This is a genomic window from Micromonospora sp. NPDC004704, from assembly GCF_053601675.1.
This window is the reverse complement of the sequence record NZ_JBSGCD010000002.1, coordinates 102,494-121,627: the sequence shown is the minus strand read 5'-3', so window position 1 is coordinate 121,627 and position 19,134 is coordinate 102,494. Positions and strand designations below refer to the sequence as shown.

Annotated in this window: 22 protein-coding genes; 6 read left to right on the top strand and 16 right to left on the bottom strand. The window is 69.8% G+C overall.

Going from position 1 to position 19,134, the window contains the following annotated elements; genetic code table 11:
- Positions 1-44: 44 nt before the first annotated feature.
- Positions 45-1,181, bottom strand: coding sequence for an iron uptake system protein EfeO (gene efeO, locus ACWEFB_RS02800; protein ID WP_452281592.1), 1,137 nt, complete (start codon positions 1,179-1,181; stop codon positions 45-47).
- Positions 1,182-1,285: 104 nt separating this feature from the next.
- Positions 1,286-2,137 (bottom strand): iron uptake transporter permease EfeU, encoded by an 852-nt coding sequence (efeU, locus tag ACWEFB_RS02795; protein WP_326560854.1) that lies wholly within the window; start codon positions 2,135-2,137, stop codon positions 1,286-1,288.
- Between the two features lie 115 nt (positions 2,138-2,252).
- On the opposite strand from efeU, the gene ACWEFB_RS02790 reads away from it, so the two are divergent.
- On the top strand, positions 2,253-2,420 hold the full coding sequence (locus tag ACWEFB_RS02790) for a hypothetical protein (protein ID WP_326560855.1): 168 nt from the start codon (positions 2,253-2,255) through the stop codon (positions 2,418-2,420).
- A 40-nt stretch (positions 2,421-2,460) separates the two neighbouring features.
- Here ACWEFB_RS02790 and ahcY read toward each other — a convergent pair whose 3' ends face one another.
- From ahcY to ACWEFB_RS02730, 12 genes are all read right to left on the bottom strand, one after another.
- On the bottom strand, positions 2,461-3,960 hold the full coding sequence (ahcY, locus tag ACWEFB_RS02785; RefSeq protein WP_326560856.1) for an adenosylhomocysteinase: 1,500 nt from the start codon (positions 3,958-3,960) through the stop codon (positions 2,461-2,463).
- 319 nt (positions 3,961-4,279) lie between these two features.
- Positions 4,280-5,473, bottom strand: coding sequence for a mannose-6-phosphate isomerase, class I (gene manA / locus ACWEFB_RS02780; RefSeq protein ID WP_452281589.1), 1,194 nt, complete (start codon positions 5,471-5,473; stop codon positions 4,280-4,282).
- Positions 5,474-5,475: 2 nt separating this feature from the next.
- Positions 5,476-6,462, bottom strand: a complete 987-nt coding sequence (locus ACWEFB_RS02775) for a cation diffusion facilitator family transporter (protein WP_452281587.1) — start codon at positions 6,460-6,462, stop codon at positions 5,476-5,478.
- 31 nt (positions 6,463-6,493) lie between these two features.
- A complete protein-coding gene (locus tag ACWEFB_RS02770) occupies positions 6,494-7,687 on the bottom strand; it encodes an SIS domain-containing protein (RefSeq protein ID WP_326560859.1) in 1,194 nt (397 codons plus the stop codon).
- Positions 7,684-7,872, bottom strand: coding sequence for a Trm112 family protein (locus ACWEFB_RS02765; RefSeq protein ID WP_326560860.1), 189 nt, complete (start codon positions 7,870-7,872; stop codon positions 7,684-7,686). The genes ACWEFB_RS02770 and ACWEFB_RS02765 overlap by 4 nt, the downstream gene beginning before the upstream one ends.
- A gap of 62 nt (positions 7,873-7,934) precedes the next feature.
- Entirely contained in the window at positions 7,935-9,335 is a 1,401-nt protein-coding gene (locus ACWEFB_RS02760) for a phosphomannomutase/phosphoglucomutase (RefSeq protein ID WP_452281584.1), read from the bottom strand.
- A gap of 166 nt (positions 9,336-9,501) precedes the next feature.
- On the bottom strand, positions 9,502-10,368 hold the full coding sequence (locus tag ACWEFB_RS02755) for a hypothetical protein (RefSeq protein WP_452281582.1): 867 nt from the start codon (positions 10,366-10,368) through the stop codon (positions 9,502-9,504).
- A gap of 103 nt (positions 10,369-10,471) precedes the next feature.
- Positions 10,472-11,359 carry a helix-turn-helix domain-containing protein gene (locus ACWEFB_RS02750; RefSeq protein WP_452281580.1) on the bottom strand — a complete coding sequence of 296 codons (888 nt, stop codon included), beginning with the start codon at positions 11,357-11,359 and terminating at the stop codon, positions 10,472-10,474.
- A 151-nt stretch (positions 11,360-11,510) separates the two neighbouring features.
- The gene (nfi, locus tag ACWEFB_RS02745) at positions 11,511-12,197 is read right to left on the bottom strand and encodes a deoxyribonuclease V (RefSeq protein ID WP_452281578.1); all 687 of its coding nucleotides are present in this window, start codon (positions 12,195-12,197) and stop codon (positions 11,511-11,513) included.
- A gap of 43 nt (positions 12,198-12,240) precedes the next feature.
- Positions 12,241-13,434 carry a low temperature requirement protein A gene (locus tag ACWEFB_RS02740; protein ID WP_452281576.1) on the bottom strand — a complete coding sequence of 398 codons (1,194 nt, stop codon included), beginning with the start codon at positions 13,432-13,434 and terminating at the stop codon, positions 12,241-12,243.
- A 219-nt stretch (positions 13,435-13,653) separates the two neighbouring features.
- A complete protein-coding gene (locus ACWEFB_RS02735; protein ID WP_452281574.1) occupies positions 13,654-13,854 on the bottom strand; it encodes a DUF397 domain-containing protein in 201 nt (66 codons plus the stop codon).
- 16 nt (positions 13,855-13,870) lie between these two features.
- Positions 13,871-14,650: a helix-turn-helix domain-containing protein gene (locus ACWEFB_RS02730; RefSeq protein WP_452281572.1), complete on the bottom strand. Its 780-nt coding sequence runs from the start codon at positions 14,648-14,650 to the stop codon at positions 13,871-13,873.
- A gap of 369 nt (positions 14,651-15,019) precedes the next feature.
- Here ACWEFB_RS02730 and ACWEFB_RS02725 point away from each other — a divergent pair, with 369 nt between their 5' ends.
- Genes ACWEFB_RS02725 through ACWEFB_RS02710 form a run of 4 tightly spaced genes read left to right on the top strand, consistent with a single transcriptional unit; the run spans position 15,020 to position 15,819 of the window.
- Positions 15,020-15,181: a hypothetical protein gene (locus ACWEFB_RS02725; RefSeq protein ID WP_452281570.1), complete on the top strand. Its 162-nt coding sequence runs from the start codon at positions 15,020-15,022 to the stop codon at positions 15,179-15,181.
- Positions 15,168-15,434 carry a hypothetical protein gene (locus ACWEFB_RS02720; RefSeq protein ID WP_452281568.1) on the top strand — a complete coding sequence of 89 codons (267 nt, stop codon included), beginning with the start codon at positions 15,168-15,170 and terminating at the stop codon, positions 15,432-15,434. The genes ACWEFB_RS02725 and ACWEFB_RS02720 overlap by 14 nt, the downstream gene beginning before the upstream one ends.
- On the top strand, positions 15,431-15,598 hold the full coding sequence (locus ACWEFB_RS02715; protein WP_452281566.1) for a hypothetical protein: 168 nt from the start codon (positions 15,431-15,433) through the stop codon (positions 15,596-15,598). Before ACWEFB_RS02720 ends, ACWEFB_RS02715 begins: the two co-directional genes overlap by 4 nt.
- Complete coding sequence (locus ACWEFB_RS02710; protein ID WP_452281564.1) at positions 15,586-15,819, top strand: hypothetical protein; 234 nt, start codon at positions 15,586-15,588, stop codon at positions 15,817-15,819. Before ACWEFB_RS02715 ends, ACWEFB_RS02710 begins: the two co-directional genes overlap by 13 nt.
- 24 nt (positions 15,820-15,843) lie before the next feature.
- Here ACWEFB_RS02710 and ACWEFB_RS02705 read toward each other — a convergent pair whose 3' ends face one another.
- Positions 15,844-16,101, bottom strand: a complete 258-nt coding sequence (locus ACWEFB_RS02705; protein WP_452281562.1) for a hypothetical protein — start codon at positions 16,099-16,101, stop codon at positions 15,844-15,846.
- Positions 16,102-16,440: 339 nt separating this feature from the next.
- Between ACWEFB_RS02705 and ACWEFB_RS02700 the strand changes: the two genes are divergently transcribed.
- Positions 16,441-17,661, top strand: a complete 1,221-nt coding sequence (locus ACWEFB_RS02700) for an SUKH-3 domain-containing protein (protein WP_452281560.1) — start codon at positions 16,441-16,443, stop codon at positions 17,659-17,661.
- A gap of 16 nt (positions 17,662-17,677) precedes the next feature.
- Here the strand turns inward: ACWEFB_RS02700 and ACWEFB_RS02695 are convergent, their stop codons facing one another.
- Positions 17,678-19,132, bottom strand: a complete 1,455-nt coding sequence (locus tag ACWEFB_RS02695; protein ID WP_452281558.1) for an aldehyde dehydrogenase family protein — start codon at positions 19,130-19,132, stop codon at positions 17,678-17,680.
- Between the last annotated feature and the right edge of the window lie 2 nt (positions 19,133-19,134).

The window sequence follows — 19,134 nt, the reverse complement described above, 5'->3', positions numbered from 1 at the left end:
GGTCGACCCACCCGGCTCGACCGCCCTACCCGGCGACCACCGCCCTACTTGGCGACCACCGCGGCGACCTTGCTGATCGGCTCGGCGAGCGCGTTGATCGCGTCCGAGAGATCCTTCAGGTCGGCCTTGCTCAGCTCGTTGTGCAGCTTCCACCCGTCACCGGCGCGGTGCTTGCCCAGCGTCGTGTCGACCGTGGCGAACCCGGCGTCGAGCGAGGTGACCAGGTCGGGCGCGCGCTCGGTGAGCACCGGGCGGAGCGCGGCGATGGCCGCCTTGGAGCCTTCGACGTTGGCGTTGAAGTCCCACAGGTCGGTGTGCGAGTAGCGGTCCTCCTCACCGGTGATCTTGCCGGTGGCGACCTCGTCGAGCAGTTCCTTGGCGCCGTTGGCCAGATTCAGCGGGGAGAGCTTCTCCGCGTTCGCCTTGGCCACGATCTCCTTGACGTCGGTCAGCAGCCGGTCCGCGATCGGGCCGTCCTTGCTGACGTCGCCGGTGGTCCAGAGGTCCTTCTCCAGGCGGTGGAAGCCGGTGAACTCCATGCCCTCCTCGAGCACCTCCTCCCGGCCGTCGATCTTCGGGTCGAGGTCACCGAAGATCTCCGCGACCGGCTCGATCCGCTCCCAGTAGGTCCGGGCCACCGGGAAGAGCGCCTTGGCCTGCGCCACGTCGCCGGCCTTGACCGCGGCGACGAACTCGGTGGTCTTGTCCAGCAGCGCACCGGTCTGGCTCTGCACGTACCGCTGGTAGCTGTCGGTCGCGCCGGCCAGGGCCGCGTCGTCGGTGAGCGGGGCGGCGGAGCCGCTGACGGTCAGCGCGCCCCGGATGCCCTTGCCGATCATGCCCGGCTTGCAGGCGGTCTCGTACGTGCCGGCGGGCAGTTCGACGTGCAGCTCGCGGCTGAGGCCGGGAACCACGTTCTCGACCTCGCCCATCACCCGGTCACCGGCGGCGTAGACGTAGAACTCGGTGACCTTGGCACCGGAGTTGGTCACGTTGAACACGACCGTGCCGGCGCCGACCTCGGTCGAGCCGACCTCGCACGCGGTGTCGCTGGCCTTGACGGTGATCGGCCCGCCACCGGCGGCGTCCCCGGCGCTGTCGTCCTCGGCGCCACAGCCGGCCAGGCCGGCACCGGCGAGCACGCCGGCGGCGGCCAGCGCCAGAAAGCGGGTGGTACGCATGCGGGTTCTCCTTGCGGTTCGGGTGATCCGGCCCGGTCGGCTGCCGCCGGGATGGGCGGGAGCGGACACGGGCAGGCTTCGAGCAGTCGGGGTGGTCGAACGGGTCAGGCCGATTGGGCCGCGGGCGCCGGTGCGGCGGGCGCGGCGGTCCCGGACGCGCGGCGTCCGGGAAGCAGGAAGAGGAGCAGAACCGGGATCGCGTACGCCGCCCAGGCGACGATCTCCAGCACGGTCGACTCGGCGGTGACGTTGAACATCCCGCTGAGCAGGGTGCCGTACCAGGTCGACGGGTCGAACAGGCCGGAGTACGCCAGGTTCCTGATGCCGGGCAGGACGCCGGCCTCCTGGAAGTCGTGGGTGCCGTACTTGAAGATCCCGGCGGCGACCAGGATGAGCAGCGCGCCGGTCCAGGTGAAGAAGCGGGTCAGGTTGATCCGGACCGCGCTGGCGTAGAGCAGGTAGCCGATCGCGATCGCGGTGGCGATGCCGCCGATCAGCGCGTAGAGGGGGCCGCCGTTGACGTTCGCGCCCTGAACGGCGGAGTAGAAGATGAGGGCGGTCTCCAGTCCTTCCCGGACGACGGCCAGGAAGGCCATCAGGGCGACCGCCAGGGAGCCGACGGCGAGCGCGTCGGTGAGCTTGCCCCGCAGTTCGCCGCTGAGCGAGCGGGCCGCCCGACGCATCCAGAAGATCATCGCAGTGACGAAGGCGACTGCGGCCACCGAGGTCACCGCCTCGAACAGTTCCCGGTCGGAGGACCGGGCCAGCAGGGTGGTGCTGGTGTATTCGAGGAGCCAGCCGAAGAAGACGGAGAGGACGACCGCGAGTGCGACGCCGCCCCACACCTGGGGCAACCGGTCCCGGCGCTCGGACTTGACCAGGAACGCGACCAGGATACTGACCACCAGGGTGGCTTCCAGTCCCTCACGCAGACCGATCAGGTAGGTGGCGAACATCAGGACTCCGGGTCACTCGGTTAGGCGTCCCTAAGTTAGGACAGCCTACCTTGCTCCCTCCTTCTACATCTTGTCAATGTGGCGCCGCACACCGGCTCTCTGATCCAATGACCGCATGAAGGCCTTCGTACCGTGGCTGGTCGTACTCGCGGTCATCTTCGCGCTCAGTGCGTTGCGACTGCGCCCGCTCGCCACCGCGGTCGCGCTCGGCTGGCTCGGCTACTGCGTCTGGACCTGGATCCGCGCCGCCCGCGCCGGAAACAACAGCGGTCGGGCCGGCTGACGCGAGCGCCAGCCGACCCGACCGGTGGTACGGCGGAGACTCAGTACCGGTAGTGGTCCGACTTGTACGGACCCTCGACCGGGATACCCAGGTACGCGGCCTGCTCCTTGGTCAGCTCGGTGAGCCGGACACCCAGGGCGTCCAGGTGCAGCCGAGCCACCTTCTCGTCCAGGTGCTTCGGCAGCACGTAGACGCCGACCGGGTACTCGTCGGTCTTGGTGAACAGCTCGATCTGGGCGATCGTCTGGTTGGCGAACGAGTTCGACATGACGAAGCTCGGGTGCCCGGTGGCGTTGCCGAGGTTCAGCAGCCGACCCTCGGAGAGCACGATGATCGAGTGCCCGTCGGCGAACTTCCAGACGTCGACCTGAGGCTTGATGTTCGTACGCTGCACGTCCGACCGCTTCTGCAGACCGGCCATGTCGATCTCGTTGTCGAAGTGGCCGATGTTGCCGACGATCGCCTGGTGCTTCATCCGGGCCATGTGCTCGTTGGTGATGACGTCGAAGCAACCGGTCGCGGTGACGAAGATGTCGGCGGTCTCGACCACGTCGTCCAGCGTCGCGACCTGGTAACCGTCCATCGCCGCCTGCAACGCGCAGATCGGGTCGATCTCGGTGACGATGACCCGGGCGCCCTGGCCGCGCAGCGACTCCGCGCAGCCCTTGCCGACGTCGCCGTAGCCGAGCACGACGGCGACCTTGCCGCCGATCAGCACGTCGGTGGCGCGGTTGATGCCGTCGATCAGCGAGTGACGGCACCCGTACTTGTTGTCGAACTTGCTCTTCGTCACCGAGTCGTTGACGTTGATCGCCGGGAACAGCAGCGATCCGGCCTGCTGCATCTCGTACAGCCGGTGTACACCGGTGGTGGTCTCCTCGGTGACACCCTTGATGCCGGCCGAGACCCGGGTCCACCGGGTGTTGTCCTCGGCCAGCGAGCGGTGCAGTACGCCGAGGATGACCGCGTACTCCTCGGAGTCGGCGGACTCGATCGGCGGCACCGCACCCTCGCCCTCGAACTGGGCGCCCCGGTGCACGAGCAGGGTGGCGTCACCACCGTCGTCGAGGATCATGTTGGGGCCCTGCCCGTCCGGCCAGAGCAGCACCTGCTCGGTGCACCACCAGTACTCCTCGAGCGACTCGCCCTTCCAGGCGTACACGGGGACACCGGCGGGGGCGTCGACGGTGCCCTCCGGGCCGACCACGATCGCGGCGGCGGCGTGGTCCTGGGTGGAGAAGATGTTGCACGACGCCCACCGGACCTCCGCCCCGAGGGCGGTCAGGGTCTCGATCAGGACCGCGGTCTGGATGGTCATGTGCAGCGAGCCGGTGATCCGGGCGCCCCGCAGCGGCTGCGCGGCGGCGAACTCCCGGCGGAGCGACATCAGGCCGGGCATCTCGTGCTCAGCCAGCTGGATCTCCTTGCGTCCGAACTCGGCGAGCGACAGATCCGCCACCTTGAAGTCGCCACCGGCGAGGGTCGTGGGTCGGGCCTCGGTCGACGCGCCACCGGAGGGCGCCGGGAGAGTGCTGGTCATGAAAGCTCCTGTCGTACGGGTCTGCTGCGCGACCCTCCACATTACGCCCGACCGCACCCGTGCCGGCACAGGCGGTGCCGTCCGCTGGCGGACAAGCACGACATTTGGCAACGACAACGGGTACGGGGATGGCCATGGTTGGCCGGCGTCTACGCCAGCGATGGTCGCACAGCGCGCGGGGCGGTGGGGCATGGACGGTTTCCCGCCCAGCATCCCTCCGCCCCGCGCATCCCCCCGGTTTGGTACCCCCGCGCGCGTCTTACGACCCCCATCGCAATGACGCTGCGTGGTTATAGAGTCACACTCCGCATATGACCTGTCAAGCCGATCCGGGAATATCCGAAATGCCGGCGGCGCCGACAAAAACCTCTCCCCGACCGGAGAAGACCAGGTCACCCCCGTCGGCCGCCCCGATCGCCGCCCGACCGGGCTCGACCGTCACCGCACCGGCCGCGTCCCGTACGGTCACTGCGCCGGAGGTGCCGACCAGCACCCGCGGCCCGGTCACCGTGAGCCGGGCCTCCGGCAGCGCGTCGTCCAGGCGCACCCGGTACAGGGCGAAGTCGTCCACCGGCACCGGCCAGGTGACCACACCCGGTGCCACCGGCGCCGGGGCGAGCAGCGGATCCTCCAGCACCTCGAACCGCAGCACCCGGAGCAGTTCGGCGATGTCCACGTGCTTCGGCGTCAGCCCGCCCCGCAGGACGTTGTCACTGGCCGCCATGATCTCCACACCGGCACCCCGCAGGTACGCGTGCAGGTTGCCGGCCGGCATCCAGATCGCGGTCCCCGGTTCCAGCCGTACGTGGTTGAGCATCAGCGCAACCAACACCCCCGGATCGGCCGGATACCAGCCGGCCAGCCGGCGGACGAGTTCCTGCTCCTCGGTGAACTCCGGGCCGAGATCGGTGCTCCGGACCGTCTCCACCAGCGCGGCCCGGTCCACCGCCGGCCACGTCAACAACCGCTGTACGGCGTCCCGCAGCCCCGCCACCCCCGTACGCAGGCACGCCACCACCGGCTTCAACGCCGGGATGTCGAACGCCTCCAGCACCGCAGCAGACTCCCGGGGATCCCGGAAACCGCAGAGCGCCTCGAACGGCGCGATCGCCACCAGCACTTCCGGCTTGTGGTACGGGTCGACGTAGTTGCGGTGCGCGGTCGGGGGCAGGTCCTGGTCGGCCGCGTACCCGGTGCGGGCCTGGTCGGAATCCGGATGGGCCTGCAACGACAGCGGTGCCTCCGGCGCCAGCAGCTTCATCAGGAACGGCAGCCGCCCGTCGAACCGGGCCACCACCTCGTCCCCCAGCCAGCGCCCCGGCTCGGCGGCGAGCAGTTCCACCAGGCTGATCCGGGCGTCCTGCTGGCACACCATCGCCGGGGATCCGGGGTGTGCGCCGAGCCAGAGTTCCGCCTCCGGCCCGGCACTCGGCACGGATCTACCCTGCAACCCGGCGATCACCGTGCGGGATCCCCAGGCGTAGTCGCGGATCGGGCCGTACAACGGTTCCACGCTCAGCCTTTCCCGCCCGTTTCGCCGCCAACCGGCGGCTCCACGTTCTCCGACGCGCTCCGCAGGTTCGCGGCCTGTGCGCTGTAGATGTCCGGCTCCAGGTAGATCACCCGGGCGATCGGCACCGCCGTACGGATCCGCGCCTCGACCGTGTCGATGTCACGGGCCAGTGCCTCGGCCGACGCCGACGGCGTGACCGCGATCTTCGCGGCGACCAGCAACTCCTCCGGCCCCAGGTGCAGGGTGCGCATGTGGATGATTCGCTCGACCTCGGAGCCCTCGTTGACCGCCCGCTCGATCGCGCTGACGTCCTCCGGGGAGGCCCCCTCGCCGAGCAGCAGGCTCTTCGTCTCCACCGCCAGGATGATCGCGATGCAGACCAGCAGGATGCCGATCGCCAGGGTGCCGGCCGCGTCCCAGCGGCCGTTCCCGGTGACCAGCGTCATCGAGACGCCGACCAGGGCGAAGATCAGGCCGATCAGGGCACCCAGGTCCTCCAGGAGCACCACCGGCAACTCGGGCGCCTTCGCCCGCCGGACGAACTGCACCCAGGTCGCCCTGCCCCGGATGTGGTTCGACTCCTTGATCGCGGTACGGAAGGAGAAGCCCTCCAGGCCGATCGCGACGATCAGCACCGTGATCGGCAGCCACTGCCAGCTGTCGAACCCGTGCGGGTCTCGCCACTTGTGGTAACCCTCGTACAGAGCGAAGAGGCCACCGACGCTGAACAGGACGATCGACACGATGAACGCGTAGATGTAGCGCTCACGCCCGTACCCGAAGGGGTGTTGTGGGGTCGCGCCGCGCTGGGCCCGACGGCCGCCGAGCAGCAGCAACGCCTGGTTTCCCGAGTCGGCCACGGAGTGGATCGACTCGGCCAGCATCGACGACGAACTGGTCAGCAGGTACGCCACGAACTTCGTGATCGCGATACCCAGGTTGGCCAGCAACGCGGCGATGATCGCCCGCGTCCCCCCACCGGCGCTCATGCCGGCGTCCCCCGCCGGTCGCTCTGTACGTTCACGGGTTCGAAAGCTCCTTCATCTCGGTGACCGCAGGCACCGCCATCGGATCGAGCCCGTGTGCCAGAGCCAGGTACACGGACGCGAAGTCCGGTACGGCGATCAGCGACGCGAGCCGCTCCAGGGCCGAGCCGCCCTCGGCGGTGACCACGTCGCAGCGCACCCCGCGCCGCTCGGCCAGGGTCTGCAACGCGTCCGCCCGCCGTTCCTCGACGGCCAGCGGCTCGTCGCTGTCGTCGTCGGCGTTCAACCCGCCGTCGCGCAGCAGCACCACCCGCAGCCGGGTCCAGTCGGACTCGTCCTCCGGGTCGGCGAAGATGTCCCGGGTCGACTCGGCGAGCCCGCCGAACACCCCGTCGAGCAGCCCCACCCGGCCCCGGCCCGCCTCGCCGAGCGCACCGGCGACCACGGGGTAACGCGCATTCGCCGACAGCGTGTCGCCGAACCGCCGGGCGGCCACCGTGGCCAGCGGGGACGAGCCCCAGACCACCGGCACCGACCCGGCCAGAGCCAGAGCCAGCGACTTGGCCGGGTTGACGAACGACTCGGCGTCGGGCCGGCTCCGGTCCGCGTCGGCGTCCAGCCGGGCGGCCGTCTCGGCCAGGTCCGCCTCGTTGACCTTCACCAACCCGAGCGCGCGGGCGGCGAGCAGCACCGGCACGGTCAGGCCCCAGAGGCTGGCCCGCGCGGGCGCCCGCCGGGGCACCGGGATGAACGGCGCCCGGACCCCCTCGGCCACCGACTGGAGCTGCGAGTCCGGGGCACCGACGGCGACCAGCCTGGCCCCGCGCCGGGCAGCCGCCTCGGCGGCGCCGAGCGCCTCCGGGCTGCGTCCCGAGGCGCTGACCGCGATCACCACGTCGGCGGCGCCCACCCAGCCCGGCACCCCGGCACTGCGGTGCGCGATGACCGGCACCGGGCAACGCGGCCCGGCGACGGTGGCGAGGATGTCGCCGGTACGCCCGGCGGTACCGATGCCCGCGATCACCACCGCACGCGGGCGGCCCTCCTCGGCCAGCACCCCCAGGTTCGCCTCCGCGGCCAGCGCCGCCGACTCGCGTACCTGGGCACCGGCCGAGGCGGTGAACCGCAGCATGCCGCCCGGATCGGCCTCGGCCAGCGCCGCCACGTCGTCGAGCAGCCCCTCGTCGGGGACCCGTCGCCCGCTCACGCCGGCGTGGGCGTCCATCACTTCTCCTCCTGAGCGGTACCGCCGCGGGCCTCGTCGAGCAGGAGCACCGGTACGTCGTCGCGAACCTCGAAGATCCGCTGGCATTCGGTGCAGGTCAGGGTCTGCGCCTCCGCGTCGTAATCGAGCGGGGCGTGGTGCGTGTCCGGGCAGGCGAGAATCTCGAGTAACTGCGGGTCAAGGGCCACGATGCGGCTCCTTCCACGTCATCCGGGCGGCCGGATCGGCGTTCCGGCCGGCGCACGGGATCTTATCGGCGTACCAGGTCGAGCACCTCGTCGCGGAGCGAGGTCATCCGGTCCTTGGTCGGCCCCTCCACGTTCAGCCGCAGCAACGGTTCGGTGTTGGAGGGGCGCAGGTTGATCCAGGCCCCGTCCGGGAAGCGGACGGTCAACCCGTCCAGCTCCTCGGTCTCGGCACCCTGGTAGACCTGCTTGACCTCGGCCAGCTTCGCCGCCTGGTCGGCGACCGTGGAGTTGATCTCGCCGGAGCAGACGTACCGCTCGTACTCGGCGGCGAACTCCGACAGCGGGCGGTCCTGCTCACCGAGCGCGGCGAGCAGGTGCATCGCGGCGAGCATGCCGGTGTCGGCGAACCAGAAGTCACGGAAGTAGTAGTGCGCCGAGTGTTCACCGCCGAAAACCGCATTCGTACGGGCCATGTCGGCCTTGATGAACGAGTGCCCCACCCGGCTGCACAGCGGCTTCCCGCCGTGCTCCTGGATGATCTCCGGGACCGCACTGGAGGTGATCAGGTTGTGGATGACCGTGGAGCCGGGGTGCTTGGCCAACTCGCGTACGGCCACCAGGGCGGTGATCGCGGACGGCGAGACCGGCTGGCCGCGCTCGTCGATCACGAAGCACCGGTCCGCGTCGCCGTCGAAGGCCAGGCCCAGGTCTGCGCCGTGTTCCAGGACCGCCGCCTGGAGGTCGACCAGGTTCGCCGGGTCGAGCGGATTGGCATCGTGGTTGGGGAAGGAGCCGTCCAGCTCGAAGTAGAGCGGCACGATGATCAGCGGCAGGGCCGGCAGGACGGCGTCGCCGAGCACCACCGGGACGGTGTAGCCGCCCATGCCGTTGCCGGCGTCGACCACCACCTTGAGCGGGCGGATGCCGCTCAGGTCGACCAGTTTGCGCAGGTGGGCGGCGTACTCGGGGAGCAGGTCGCGCGGTTGCACCGGTTCCCGGGGCTCGCCGGCCGGGTGCGCGTCGGCCTTGTCCAGCATCGCCTGGGCCCGCTCGCGGATCTCGGCCAGGCCGCTGTCCTGACCGATCGGCCGGGCACCGGCCCGGCACATCTTGATCCCGTTGTACTGGGCCGGGTTGTGGCTGGCGGTGAACATGGCACCGGGCAGGTCGAGGCTGCCGGAGGCGTAGTAGAGCAGGTCGGTGGAGCCGAGGCCGGTGTCGATGACCGACATCCCCTCGGATCGGACTCCGGCGGCGAATGCGGCGGCGAGACCGGGTCCGGTCTCCCGCATGTCGTGGGCGATCACGACGGCGTTGCGGTCGCCGGCCGGTTCGTCGTCCGGGTCCGCGCGCACCACCTGTGCGAAGGCCGCGCCCAATGCCTCGGCGACCCGCTCGTCCCACTGTTCGGGGACGGTACCGCGGACGTCGTACGCCTTGACGATTTGGGACAAATCAGACAACGGTCTCGCTCCTCAGTCATGCGCCGCCAACGGCCTGAGCGTATCGGAGCCAACGCCCCGAGCCGGGTGCAAGGCCGGTTGCGGGCAAGGCTCAGCGTGGTCGGGCGCGGGGGTGAAGCTCAGGATCTGGCGTCGGGAACTCGGGCGCGGTCGCCGGAAATCGGGCTCAGGGGCGGATCCGGGGCATGACCACGGTCGCGTCGCCACCCGCGCCGGCCGGCGGCGGAAACGGCGGACGCGGCCCGGCACCCGGTACGCCACCGGCACCCGGCTCGTCCCGGCCACCCCTGGCCCGGCGGAGCAGGAGCACCAGCAGGGCGATACCGATCCCCACCATCCCGACCCCGACCACCATCACCATCGAGCCGACCCCGCCACCACCGCTGTCGCCGGCACCGGCACCCAGACCCGGCTGACCGGTCGGTACGATCGCAGCCACCTCGGTCTCCTCCGGGTCCGACCCGAAGGTCGTCTCCTCCGGCGTCGGGCTCGGGCTGGGCGACTTCGAGCTCCGCTTGGTCGGGGTGGGAGTGCCCTTGGCCCCGTTCACCTTCCGGGCCTCGGTCGCCCGCGCGATCAGCGGACCCCCGCCCGCGTACGCCTCGGCGACGATGTTCAGCCGACCGGCCGGCACACCGGCTGCGAAGGCCAGCCGGTAACGGACCGAGACACTCTTGCGCTCACACAGCTCGGGCTTCTCCGGCGCCACCCGGCCACTGCGGACCAGGTCGTTGCCGGACACCGGCACCTCCTGCCAGCGGCCGTTCTGGGCGACCAGCAGGGTCACGTCACCCGCGGACAGCCCCGGCAACTGGAACATCAACGCGGTCCGGGCCGAGACACAGCCCTTGGACCGCTTGGTGACGGCGACCGTGATCGAGCCCGCCGAACCACCGGCGGTGAAACTGCTGGACGAGCCGAGCCGGACCGAGTCCTCGTCGTCGGCGAACGCCGGTGCCGCGCCGACCATCACCAGGCCGGCCAGCAGCGTGCCGACCGTCGCGAACCGAGCCGCTCCGCGCCGTACCAACATGATCACCTCGCCGGTTCCGGTTGGGGTACGGCCGACAGGCTACCGCGTGCCGCCACCCGCACTCCCGGGGCGCACGCCACCGTGCCGTCACCGCACGTGTGGGTCACGGGAGTTCGGCGGCCAGCCGAGCCAGCCATGCCAGCGACTCTTCGCAGGTCAGGGCGTCGGCCTGGAGATTGTCGAAGACCATCCGGTAACGGGCCACCCCGGGCTCCTTCTCCACGTAGATGTCACCCGCCTCGTTCTCCACATAGACCACGTCACCGTCGGCCGGTTCCCCGACGACCTCCTCCCCGTCGGCCGGGGAGAAGCCGAGCAGGAGGAAAGGGCCGGTGTTGCAGGCGTACGCGCCCCGGTCGAACGGGAGCACCTGGAGCTGCACGTTGGGCCGCCCGGCCATCTCCACCAGGTGCCGCAACTGCGGGCCCATCACGTCCGGTCCACCCACCTGCCGGCGCAGCACCGCCTCGTCCAGGATCGCCCGGAGCCGGACCGGATCCTGGGCTCGGGTGAGGATCCGCTGCCGGGCCAACCGGACCACGAGTTTCTCCTCGGTCGCGGCGTCGGCCTGTTCCAGCAACGTCTTGCGCAGCACGGTACGGGCGTACTCCTCGGTCTGAAGCAGCCCCGGCAGCACCGACGACTCGAACGTACGCAGCTCGGTGGCGTCGTGCTCCAACGCGATGAGGGTCGAGTACTCCCAGGTCAGGGCGTCGCTGTGGGCCTGCCACCAGCCCGCCTCCTGGGCCTGGCGGGCGAGCGCGACCAGACGCTGCCGCTCGGCTCCCTCGACCCGGTAGACGTCGAGCAGCTCGTGCACCGTGCCGGGTGTGATCCGTACCCGGGCCGTCTCGATCCGGCTCACCCGCGAGGGTGAGCAACGCACCTCCAGGGCGACCTGCTCCGCCTTGAAGCCCGCGGCCTCGCGCAGTTTGCGCAGCTCGCGGCCGAGTTGCCGGCGTCGCACGGTGGGTGGTGATCCGACGACCATTCGGTGCCTCCCTGTCCGATTCCCCGAGGCAGTCTCCCGCACAGCACGTGCTTTGTCAGCAACAGATCGTTGTCTTTCCTGGCCCCCTCGATCGACATCACCGTGCGTCGCGAGAGCCCCGGTGGCACCGGATTCCGCTCCCCGGCCACCATCAGTCCAGGTCCGTCCCCCGCGACCGACCCAACGCCACCCGACACAACCGATCCGCCTGGCGGGTGGTCTCCGGCAGCCGGTAACGCGGAGTCAGCGCCAACACACGGGCACACGCGTTCGCCAGATCCATCCGGTGTCCGACCGACACGAACACCGGCTTGACCCCGTCCCGGGTACGCAGCACCCGGCCGACCACCTCCCCGCCGTCGCGCAGCTCCGACCAGGCACCCCGCTCGTCGCCGGGCGGATCCCAGGACCCGACCAGCGGGGTCTTGCCCACCCCGATCGCCGGGAGCCCGGTGAGCACGCCCAGGTGGCAGGCCAGCCCGAACCGCCGTGGATGGGCCAGCCCGTGCCCGTCGCAGACCAGCAGGTCAGGCGTGGCGGTAAGGCTCGCGAGCGCGTCCAGCAACGCCGGCAGCTCGCGGAACGCGAACAGGCCGGGAACATACGGAAAGGCCGCCCGACCGACGGTCACCGCCGTCTCCACGACGGCCAGCGTCCGCGCGTCCAACACCGTCACCGCCGCCGCGAGCCGGTCACCGTCCTCGGCGTACGCGACGTCCAGGCCGGCGACCGTACGCGGCTGCTCCGGTCCCGGCCCGACCAGGTCGACCAACGGCCGCAACCGATCCTGTACGGCCTCCGCCTCGGCAACCGTCTCCGGCCAGTCCCCATCCGACATCCGCCCGCACCCCTCCCCCGTCCGGTTGTCCCGACCACCCGAGTCACAGCGGTGGGTTCGAGGCGGGCTCACGCCGCCCGGAGAGAGTCTCGTACGCCACCAGCCCGGCCAGCACGAGGGTGGCACCGAGCGGGGCGACCAGTGGCGGCAGGAAGACCATTCCCGGCGCGGCGGCGACCATCACGATCAGCCCGACCCACATCGACGGACGTACCCGACCGAACAACTGGTGTTCGAAGCGGACCCGACCGGCCAGGAAAAGGGCCGGCCCACCCATGATGGCGACCACCCATGCCGGATCGACCGGCGGTTCGGGGTCGTCGATGATCAGCCGGAAACCGACCCCGGCGACGAGGATTCCGGCCACCATCACCAGCAGGGTGTAGCTCGCCGACTGGCTGAGCTGGATCGCACTGGGCGCCCGGTGCAGGGCCTGCGCGAGGGCGAGTCCGGCATGGTAGAAGAAGATTCTCCAGAACAGCACCGTGGTCAGGAAAGAGGCGACGAAGACAATCATCCGCTCGGTTTCGAATGGACGTACGCTGATTTCGATTCCGGTGGCGATGACCGATTCTCCGAGCGCGATCAGCAGGAACTGTACGTAACGTTCGGCGAGGTGGTCCTCGGCCAGGGTCCACTCCGGCTCCCGGGGTCGGCCGAGTCGCGGCGTCGGCCACCGCAGCGCCGGACCGACCAGTTCCAGCAGCACCGCCACGATCCAGAAGGTCGCCCGCCCTTCCCCGCCGCTGATTCCGCCGGACAGCCAGAGCACGCCCGCGACCAGCGCCCAGACCAGCACCCGGATCGAGGTCCCCTGCCGGTCATGCCCGCGCAGCGCCCAGACCAGGTACAGCGGCCGACCGACCTGGATCGTGACGTAGGTGCAGGCAAAGATCAGGCCACGGTCGCCGAACGCCTGGGGCAGACAGACCGCGATCAGCAGGCTGCCGAACATCGTCACCACGACCACGAGTTGGATGTCGGCCCGCTGCGGGTCGAACCTGCTGGTCATCCAGGCGTTGAGGTACCAGACCATCCAGAGTGCGAGCAGCAGCAACAGGGTCTGGCCGGCTTCGGAGAACAGCATCCGACGGGCGATGGTGAGATCGTCGGTCACCCGTTGGGCGACCCGGGTCAGGGCGAACACGAACACCACGTCGAAGAGGAGTTCCAGGACGGTGACCCGGGGCGTACTCGTGTGGTCCCCGAGCCGGCCCCGCGCGGAGGACGTACTCACGAAGCCTGCCCTGCGCGACTCGTCAGGGAGTGGGTGGGCCGATCGGGACAGCGCTCGGCGTACGACTGCTCCGGGCCCGGCATAACTCCCACAACGATCGACACCGCCTTGCGTCACCAACATCCACCCGTACGGGGCGATGAACTTTGCGGTCCCGCTTGCAGTAATATGCGACTCCCCATCGATCCAATGGGGAGTCGCTGACGAACCTGTCGCGCCCTAACCTGCGACCCTTCCGCTCTTCACCTCATCCACGAACCTGCTCCAGGCGTCGGGTTGGAAGGTGAGCATGGGGCCTGCGACGTCCTTTGAGTCACGAACGTCGATGACCTTGCCGCGGTCGCGTACTTCGGTGCACTGGCCGTTGGATGATGACCGGCTCGACTTCCTCCAAGCCGCTTCTGTCTGCGTGCTCGCCATATCGGTTCCTCCCTGCCTACTTCATCTTGCTGGCTACCTCGCGGATCAGTCGAGCGGAATCCACGGGGTTCAGGGCTGCGGCGCGCAGGTGTTCGAAGATGACGGCGAAGCGCTTGATGTCCGGCTCACGCTCCAGGAAGAGGTCGCCCGCCATGCTGTCGATGTAGACCAGGTCGGGGTCGGCAGGGTCCGGAAAATCCATGATCGCAAAGGAGCCCGGCATGCCGGGATGTGCTCCTACCCCGAACGGCACGACCTGGACAACGACATGTGGCTGCTTTGCGGTGGCGAGTGCATCCAACTGCTCGGCCATGACCTTGGGGCCGCCGACGAGTCGGTGCAGCACTGCCTCGTCAACGATCGCCCACAGCTTGAGTGGGTCCGTCTTGCGCAGCGACGCCTGCCGGTTGAGGCGTGCCTCTACGCGGCGCTCGACGTAGTCCTCGTCAGCGATCGGCACCGCGCCCGCGATGACAGCACGGGCGTAGCTCTCCACCTGGAGCAACCCTGGCACGAACAGGCTTTCGTAGTTGCGAACGCCGAGCGCTTCGTTCTCGAAGGAGATGTAGGCGGTGTACTCCTCGGGCAGCTCTGACTCGTAAGCCTGCAGCCAGCCGAGCTGTGTGGCCTGCTTGGACAGATCGATCAGCTCGTCTCGGCGATCTTCGTCCGTTACGCCGTATTTATCGAGGAGCGCGACCAGGGTCCGGCGTTGCGGTCGCACCCTGGCCGTTTCGATCCGGTAGAGCGTTGCCGAGTTGATCCCGGTCTGCTCGCTGACCTCCTCGCGGGTCATGCCTGACTTTGTACGCAGTCCGCGCAGCTCACTCGCGAGCCGGCGTAGGCGCACGGTGGGTGGCTGCCGTCGAGCAGACAAGTCCATGATCCCTTCGCTCTCCGTTCTGGTCAGAGTCTCCCTGCCCAGCAGATGCGGCCACAAGGCAGGACGAGCAAGTGACGACTAGGACTATGCATACCTTGCATTATCCCATAGGCGGTAGCACGATGAGCACAGCATGTCACCGACCAACTGCGCGGTGGCATCGGCTGGCGCCGCGTGTTCAACCCTTCGCACACGCGGTGCCGGCCACCCCAGGTGGGAGGCCCGGTCGTCGTCTAGCGGCAACTAGTGGGCGCCGGGCCTCCCCGTCAGAAGGAGGTCGTCATGCTCCTGAACCTGTTCTTCGCAGTCGTTGGCTGCACGTTGCTCGGCTTCTTCGCCGGCCTGTTCGCCTTCAAGGTGAAGAGCCGGTGGTGCCCGCAGTGCGGTTCCACGACCACCGCGATCGTTGGCCGTCACCACCACGCGCCAAATGCCCGGCGTTGACCCGAAGCCCGGCGACGTCCTTTTGGTTGGCGGGGAAGCCAACTGGCGGTATGCCGGCGAGAAGCAGATCCTGCTCCGCGTCATCAAGGTACTGCCAACACAAGCCCGCCTCGGGTGGATCTGGCTGTACGGCTACGAGATCAACCAGCAAGGACTCGCGAGGAGACGCCGGGCGGTTCTCGCCCTGCGCGACGGCTTGAAGCCCGCCCAGGTCACCATTCCTCGCCGAGCGCCCAGAAGGGTGAGGTCGTGAGCGCGCCCCACCAATTGACCAAGGAACCCGAGTTCTACGGTGAGATGCATCGCCTGGCCGAGGTCGCCTGGAAGAAAAATATGACCGTAGAAGCGCTACTGACGTTGACTGAGCTTGTGGAGCCTTACGACCCGTACGCTGAGCAGGCGGAATGTCAGACCTAGACGACGGGCACCGCCTGACCAAGGTGACAGTGAACCTCACGCCCCGCGCCGTGGACGCCATGGAAAGCGTGTGCGGCCGGGCGCGTGAGAGCAAGACCGAAGCGATCAACCGCGCCCTGCCTTTGCTCCTTGTCCTCGATGAGCTGCTCCATCGAAGCGACGGGCGCGGGCTGCTGGTTGTGCAACCCGACGGCTCGGTAGAACGCATCTATCTTCTCTAGAGCTGTAACCAAACGCTCGCCTGACTACGACCGCGCTGCCAGGCCCAGCGCTCCCGGGATGCCCTGGATCCAGGCTGCTCGCGCGGGTTCCTCTTCCGCCGCGACCCGCGCCAGAGCATCAAGGAAACCCTGGTGCTCGACGGGAGTCATCTCGCCAAGCTCGTAGGCAACGCCCTCGATCGCACTCAACGCTCCATGCGAATCATGTCGCCCTTCGACAAAATCCTCCAACGCCGCCAACGCTGTCAGCAGGGCCTTGACTACTTGGTCTCCCTCACCCATGGCTCCCCCATCGTCAAGGCTCGGTGGTCACGGATGATGATGCCGCCCACTCAGACACACGGGCCCTCGGTCATCCGTCGCCGAAGCTCATCCGATCTCGTGCCCGGACTGCCGGAATAGGCCGTACATCTTGTTGTAGCCGGCCGCAAGGCCCGGTCCCGTCTCCCGACCTGCGGTCCGCACCGTCCAACCTTCGACCGCCGCCCGCTCCGCACTGCCCCACTGTGGACCGGCGCACATTTACTGTCGGTATCGCAACCCGTACGGGCTGACGCGAAACCGCGTGGTCCGGTAACTTCGCGGACGATGTCCGGCTGAGCAGGATCGGGGGACTTGCACATGATCAGCCGCCAGGAAGCCGAAGGAATCGCCGACAGATGGGCGCAGCGGGAGGCACTGCGGCTCGGCCATCCCTGCACCCCGACGCTGGACGAGTTCGACGTCGGCTGGGTGATCCTGGTCAATCCGTCCGCCGTTTCCGGAGCCGGTGGGACCACCATCATCGACAAGGAGACCGGTGAGGTGTCGACCTGGCCGGGGCTGCCGCCGGAGGTCGTGTGCGACATGTACCGCACCGACCGGTTGGGGCGCAGCCGGCTGACCCGGACGGTGGACCCAGCGGTGGAGTTGAGCCGGTCCACGCGGCGGCTGCCGACCCCCGGTGCGACCGCCCACCTGACCGTCCAGCACGACCTGCACGTCGGCCACTCGGCAAAGGGCGACCTCCGTTTACAGCACCACCGGCTGATCCGGGGCTACCTCGACCGCCTGCCGACCGGACATCTCGTACGCGGCGCCGAACGGCACGCCGAACTCGTGGTCGTCTCCGACGTGCTGCACGAGTACGACCGCAGGCTGGCCACCCTCGGGCAGCCCGAACTGACCCAGGAGTCGGCGCGGGAACTGTTCGCCAGCGCTCACCTGGAGGTGTTCCGGGTCCGGGAGCCGGGCGACCCGTTCGGCGGCCCCGCCGAGCGCCCCTGCGACTCGTGCGTACCCGCACTGGTCCACTTCGGACTGCTGCCGTGGGCACATCTCGCCTTCGCCGAGGAGTGGCGACCGGCACCGCAGCCGGTTCCCGACCCGGACCGGTTTCCGGCCGAGGTCGCGTACGCGCTGGTCGAGGGGGGCTGGCGGCCGGGTTTCGGGGACAGCCTGCTGGCCGGCGAGGCGATCACGAAGGTGTGCGGGGTGCCGGGCGTGCACCACCGGCACCAGGGGTTCGAGGCCGCCGAGCGGACCCTGACCGCGTTTCCCGGCGTGGTCTGCGGGCGGCGCGGGCCGGGCGAACAGGTGTGGATCCGGCGCTTCGAGATCAACCCGGCCGGGGCCGCGTACAGCGCCGACAGCCTGGCCGGACTCGGCGCCGTGCTCGGCGTACGGCTCTTCCCGATCGGCACCGAGGGCGGCGACAGCATCCTCGCCGTCGACGAGCTGGGTCGGATCTTCGCACTCGACGAGGCCGGCGAGTGGTTCCTCGGCCCCGACATCGACACCGCCCTGACCACCCTCCTCCTCGGTCGCGCACCCGCCCGGGTCCACGACGACGGCACCTGGTAGCCCCGGCCCTGCCCGGCTACAGGTCGACGCCGGTGAGGACCATGACCCGGGGTTCGGTGTAGTCGTCCATCGCACTGCGTACGCCCTCGCGCCCGACACCGCTGCCCTTCACCCCGCCGTACGGCATCTGGTCGGCCCGGTACGACGGCACGTCGCCGACGATCACCCCGCCGACCTGGAGGGTGCGGTGGGCGGTGAACGCGGTCTGGAGACTGTGCGTGAAGACCCCCGCCTGAAGCCCGTACGCCGAATCGTTGACCTCGGCGAACGCGGCCCGGTCGTCGGCGACCGGGGCGACCACCAGGACCGGCCCGAACACCTCCTCCGTCCACACCTTGGCCGCACCCGGCACCCCGGTCAGCACCGTGGGCGGGTACGAGCTGCCCGAACGCGGGCCGCCGAGCGCGGACGCCCCGCCGGCCGCCACCGCCTCGTTCACCCAGTCCTCGACCCGGACCGCGGCCGTCTCGCTGATCAGCGGCCCCACGTCCGTGGCATCGTCGGCCGGGTCACCGACCCGCAGCGCCTTCACCGCGCCGACCAGCCGGGACAGGAAACCGTCGTAGAGCCCCTCGTGCACGAACACCCGCTGCACCGCGATGCAGCTCTGCCCGGCCTGGTAGTTGGCGAAGGTGGCGATCCGCTGCGCCGCCCAGTCGAGGTCGGCGTCGCTCGCCCAGTCACCGCAGATCACCGCGGCGGCGTTCCCGCCCAGCTCCAGGGTGACGTGCTTGTCCGGTACGGCCCGCCGGATCGCCGCGCCGACCGGCCCGGAGCCGGTGAACGACACCACCGGCAGGCGCGGGTCGCCGGTCAGCTCGGCGGCCCGGTCGTTGGGCAGCGGCAGCACCGAGAACAGCCCCGCCGGCAGCCCCCCGTGCGGCTCGGTCACCTCGGCCAGCAGTTCCCCCAGGAGCAGGGCGGTCAACGGGGTCGCCGGTGCCGGCTTCACCACGATCGGTGCACCGACGGCGAGCGCCGGGGCGACCTTGTGCGCGACCAGGTTCAGCGGGAAGTTGAACGGCGTGATGCCCAGGACGGGGCCGCGCGGCACCCGGCGTACCAGGGCGATCCGCCCGGTGGCGGCCGGGTCGGTGTCCAGTCGTTGCAGTTCGCCGGAGAACCGCCGGGCCTCCTCGGCGGCCCACCGGAAGGTGGAGACGGCCCGGGTCACCTCGATCCTGGCCCACTTCACCGGCTTGCCACTCTCGGCGGTGATCAGCCGGGCGAACTCCTCCGCCCGCTCGGCGAGGCGACGCGAGACGTGGTCCAGCGCGGCGGCCCGGACGTGCGCCGGCAGCGCCGCCGCCGTCGCGGCGACGTCGTGGGCGGCGGCCACCGCCCGCTCGACCTGGTCCGCGGTGGCATGACTGGTACGCCCGACCTCCCGCCCGTCGTACGGGTGCGAGACGACCACGACGTCGTCGCCACTGGCCGGCGTACCGGCAACGTAGAACGGGGTTGCCTTCATGC

Coding starts and splice junctions, on each gene's coding strand:
- efeO (WP_452281592.1), bottom strand. CDS start 1,181: ATGCGTACCACCCGCTTTCTGGCGCTGGCCGCCGCCGGCGTGCTCGCC.
- efeU (WP_326560854.1), bottom strand. CDS start 2,137: ATGTTCGCCACCTACCTGATCGGTCTGCGTGAGGGACTGGAAGCCACC.
- ACWEFB_RS02790 (WP_326560855.1), top strand. CDS start 2,253: ATGAAGGCCTTCGTACCGTGGCTGGTCGTACTCGCGGTCATCTTCGCG.
- ahcY (WP_326560856.1), bottom strand. CDS start 3,960: ATGACCAGCACTCTCCCGGCGCCCTCCGGTGGCGCGTCGACCGAGGCC.
- ACWEFB_RS02775 (WP_452281587.1), bottom strand. CDS start 6,462: ATGAGCGCCGGTGGGGGGACGCGGGCGATCATCGCCGCGTTGCTGGCC.
- ACWEFB_RS02755 (WP_452281582.1), bottom strand. CDS start 10,368: ATGTTGGTACGGCGCGGAGCGGCTCGGTTCGCGACGGTCGGCACGCTG.
- ACWEFB_RS02750 (WP_452281580.1), bottom strand. CDS start 11,359: ATGGTCGTCGGATCACCACCCACCGTGCGACGCCGGCAACTCGGCCGC.
- nfi (WP_452281578.1), bottom strand. CDS start 12,197: ATGTCGGATGGGGACTGGCCGGAGACGGTTGCCGAGGCGGAGGCCGTA.
- ACWEFB_RS02735 (WP_452281574.1), bottom strand. CDS start 13,854: ATGGCGAGCACGCAGACAGAAGCGGCTTGGAGGAAGTCGAGCCGGTCA.
- ACWEFB_RS02730 (WP_452281572.1), bottom strand. CDS start 14,650: ATGACCCGCGAGGAGGTCAGCGAGCAGACCGGGATCAACTCGGCAACG.
- ACWEFB_RS02725 (WP_452281570.1), top strand. CDS start 15,020: ATGCTCCTGAACCTGTTCTTCGCAGTCGTTGGCTGCACGTTGCTCGGC.
- ACWEFB_RS02720 (WP_452281568.1), top strand. CDS start 15,168: ATGCCCGGCGTTGACCCGAAGCCCGGCGACGTCCTTTTGGTTGGCGGG.
- ACWEFB_RS02710 (WP_452281564.1), top strand. CDS start 15,586: ATGTCAGACCTAGACGACGGGCACCGCCTGACCAAGGTGACAGTGAAC.
- ACWEFB_RS02705 (WP_452281562.1), bottom strand. CDS start 16,101: ATGGGTGAGGGAGACCAAGTAGTCAAGGCCCTGCTGACAGCGTTGGCG.
- ACWEFB_RS02700 (WP_452281560.1), top strand. CDS start 16,441: ATGATCAGCCGCCAGGAAGCCGAAGGAATCGCCGACAGATGGGCGCAG.
- ACWEFB_RS02695 (WP_452281558.1), bottom strand. CDS start 19,132: ATGAAGGCAACCCCGTTCTACGTTGCCGGTACGCCGGCCAGTGGCGAC.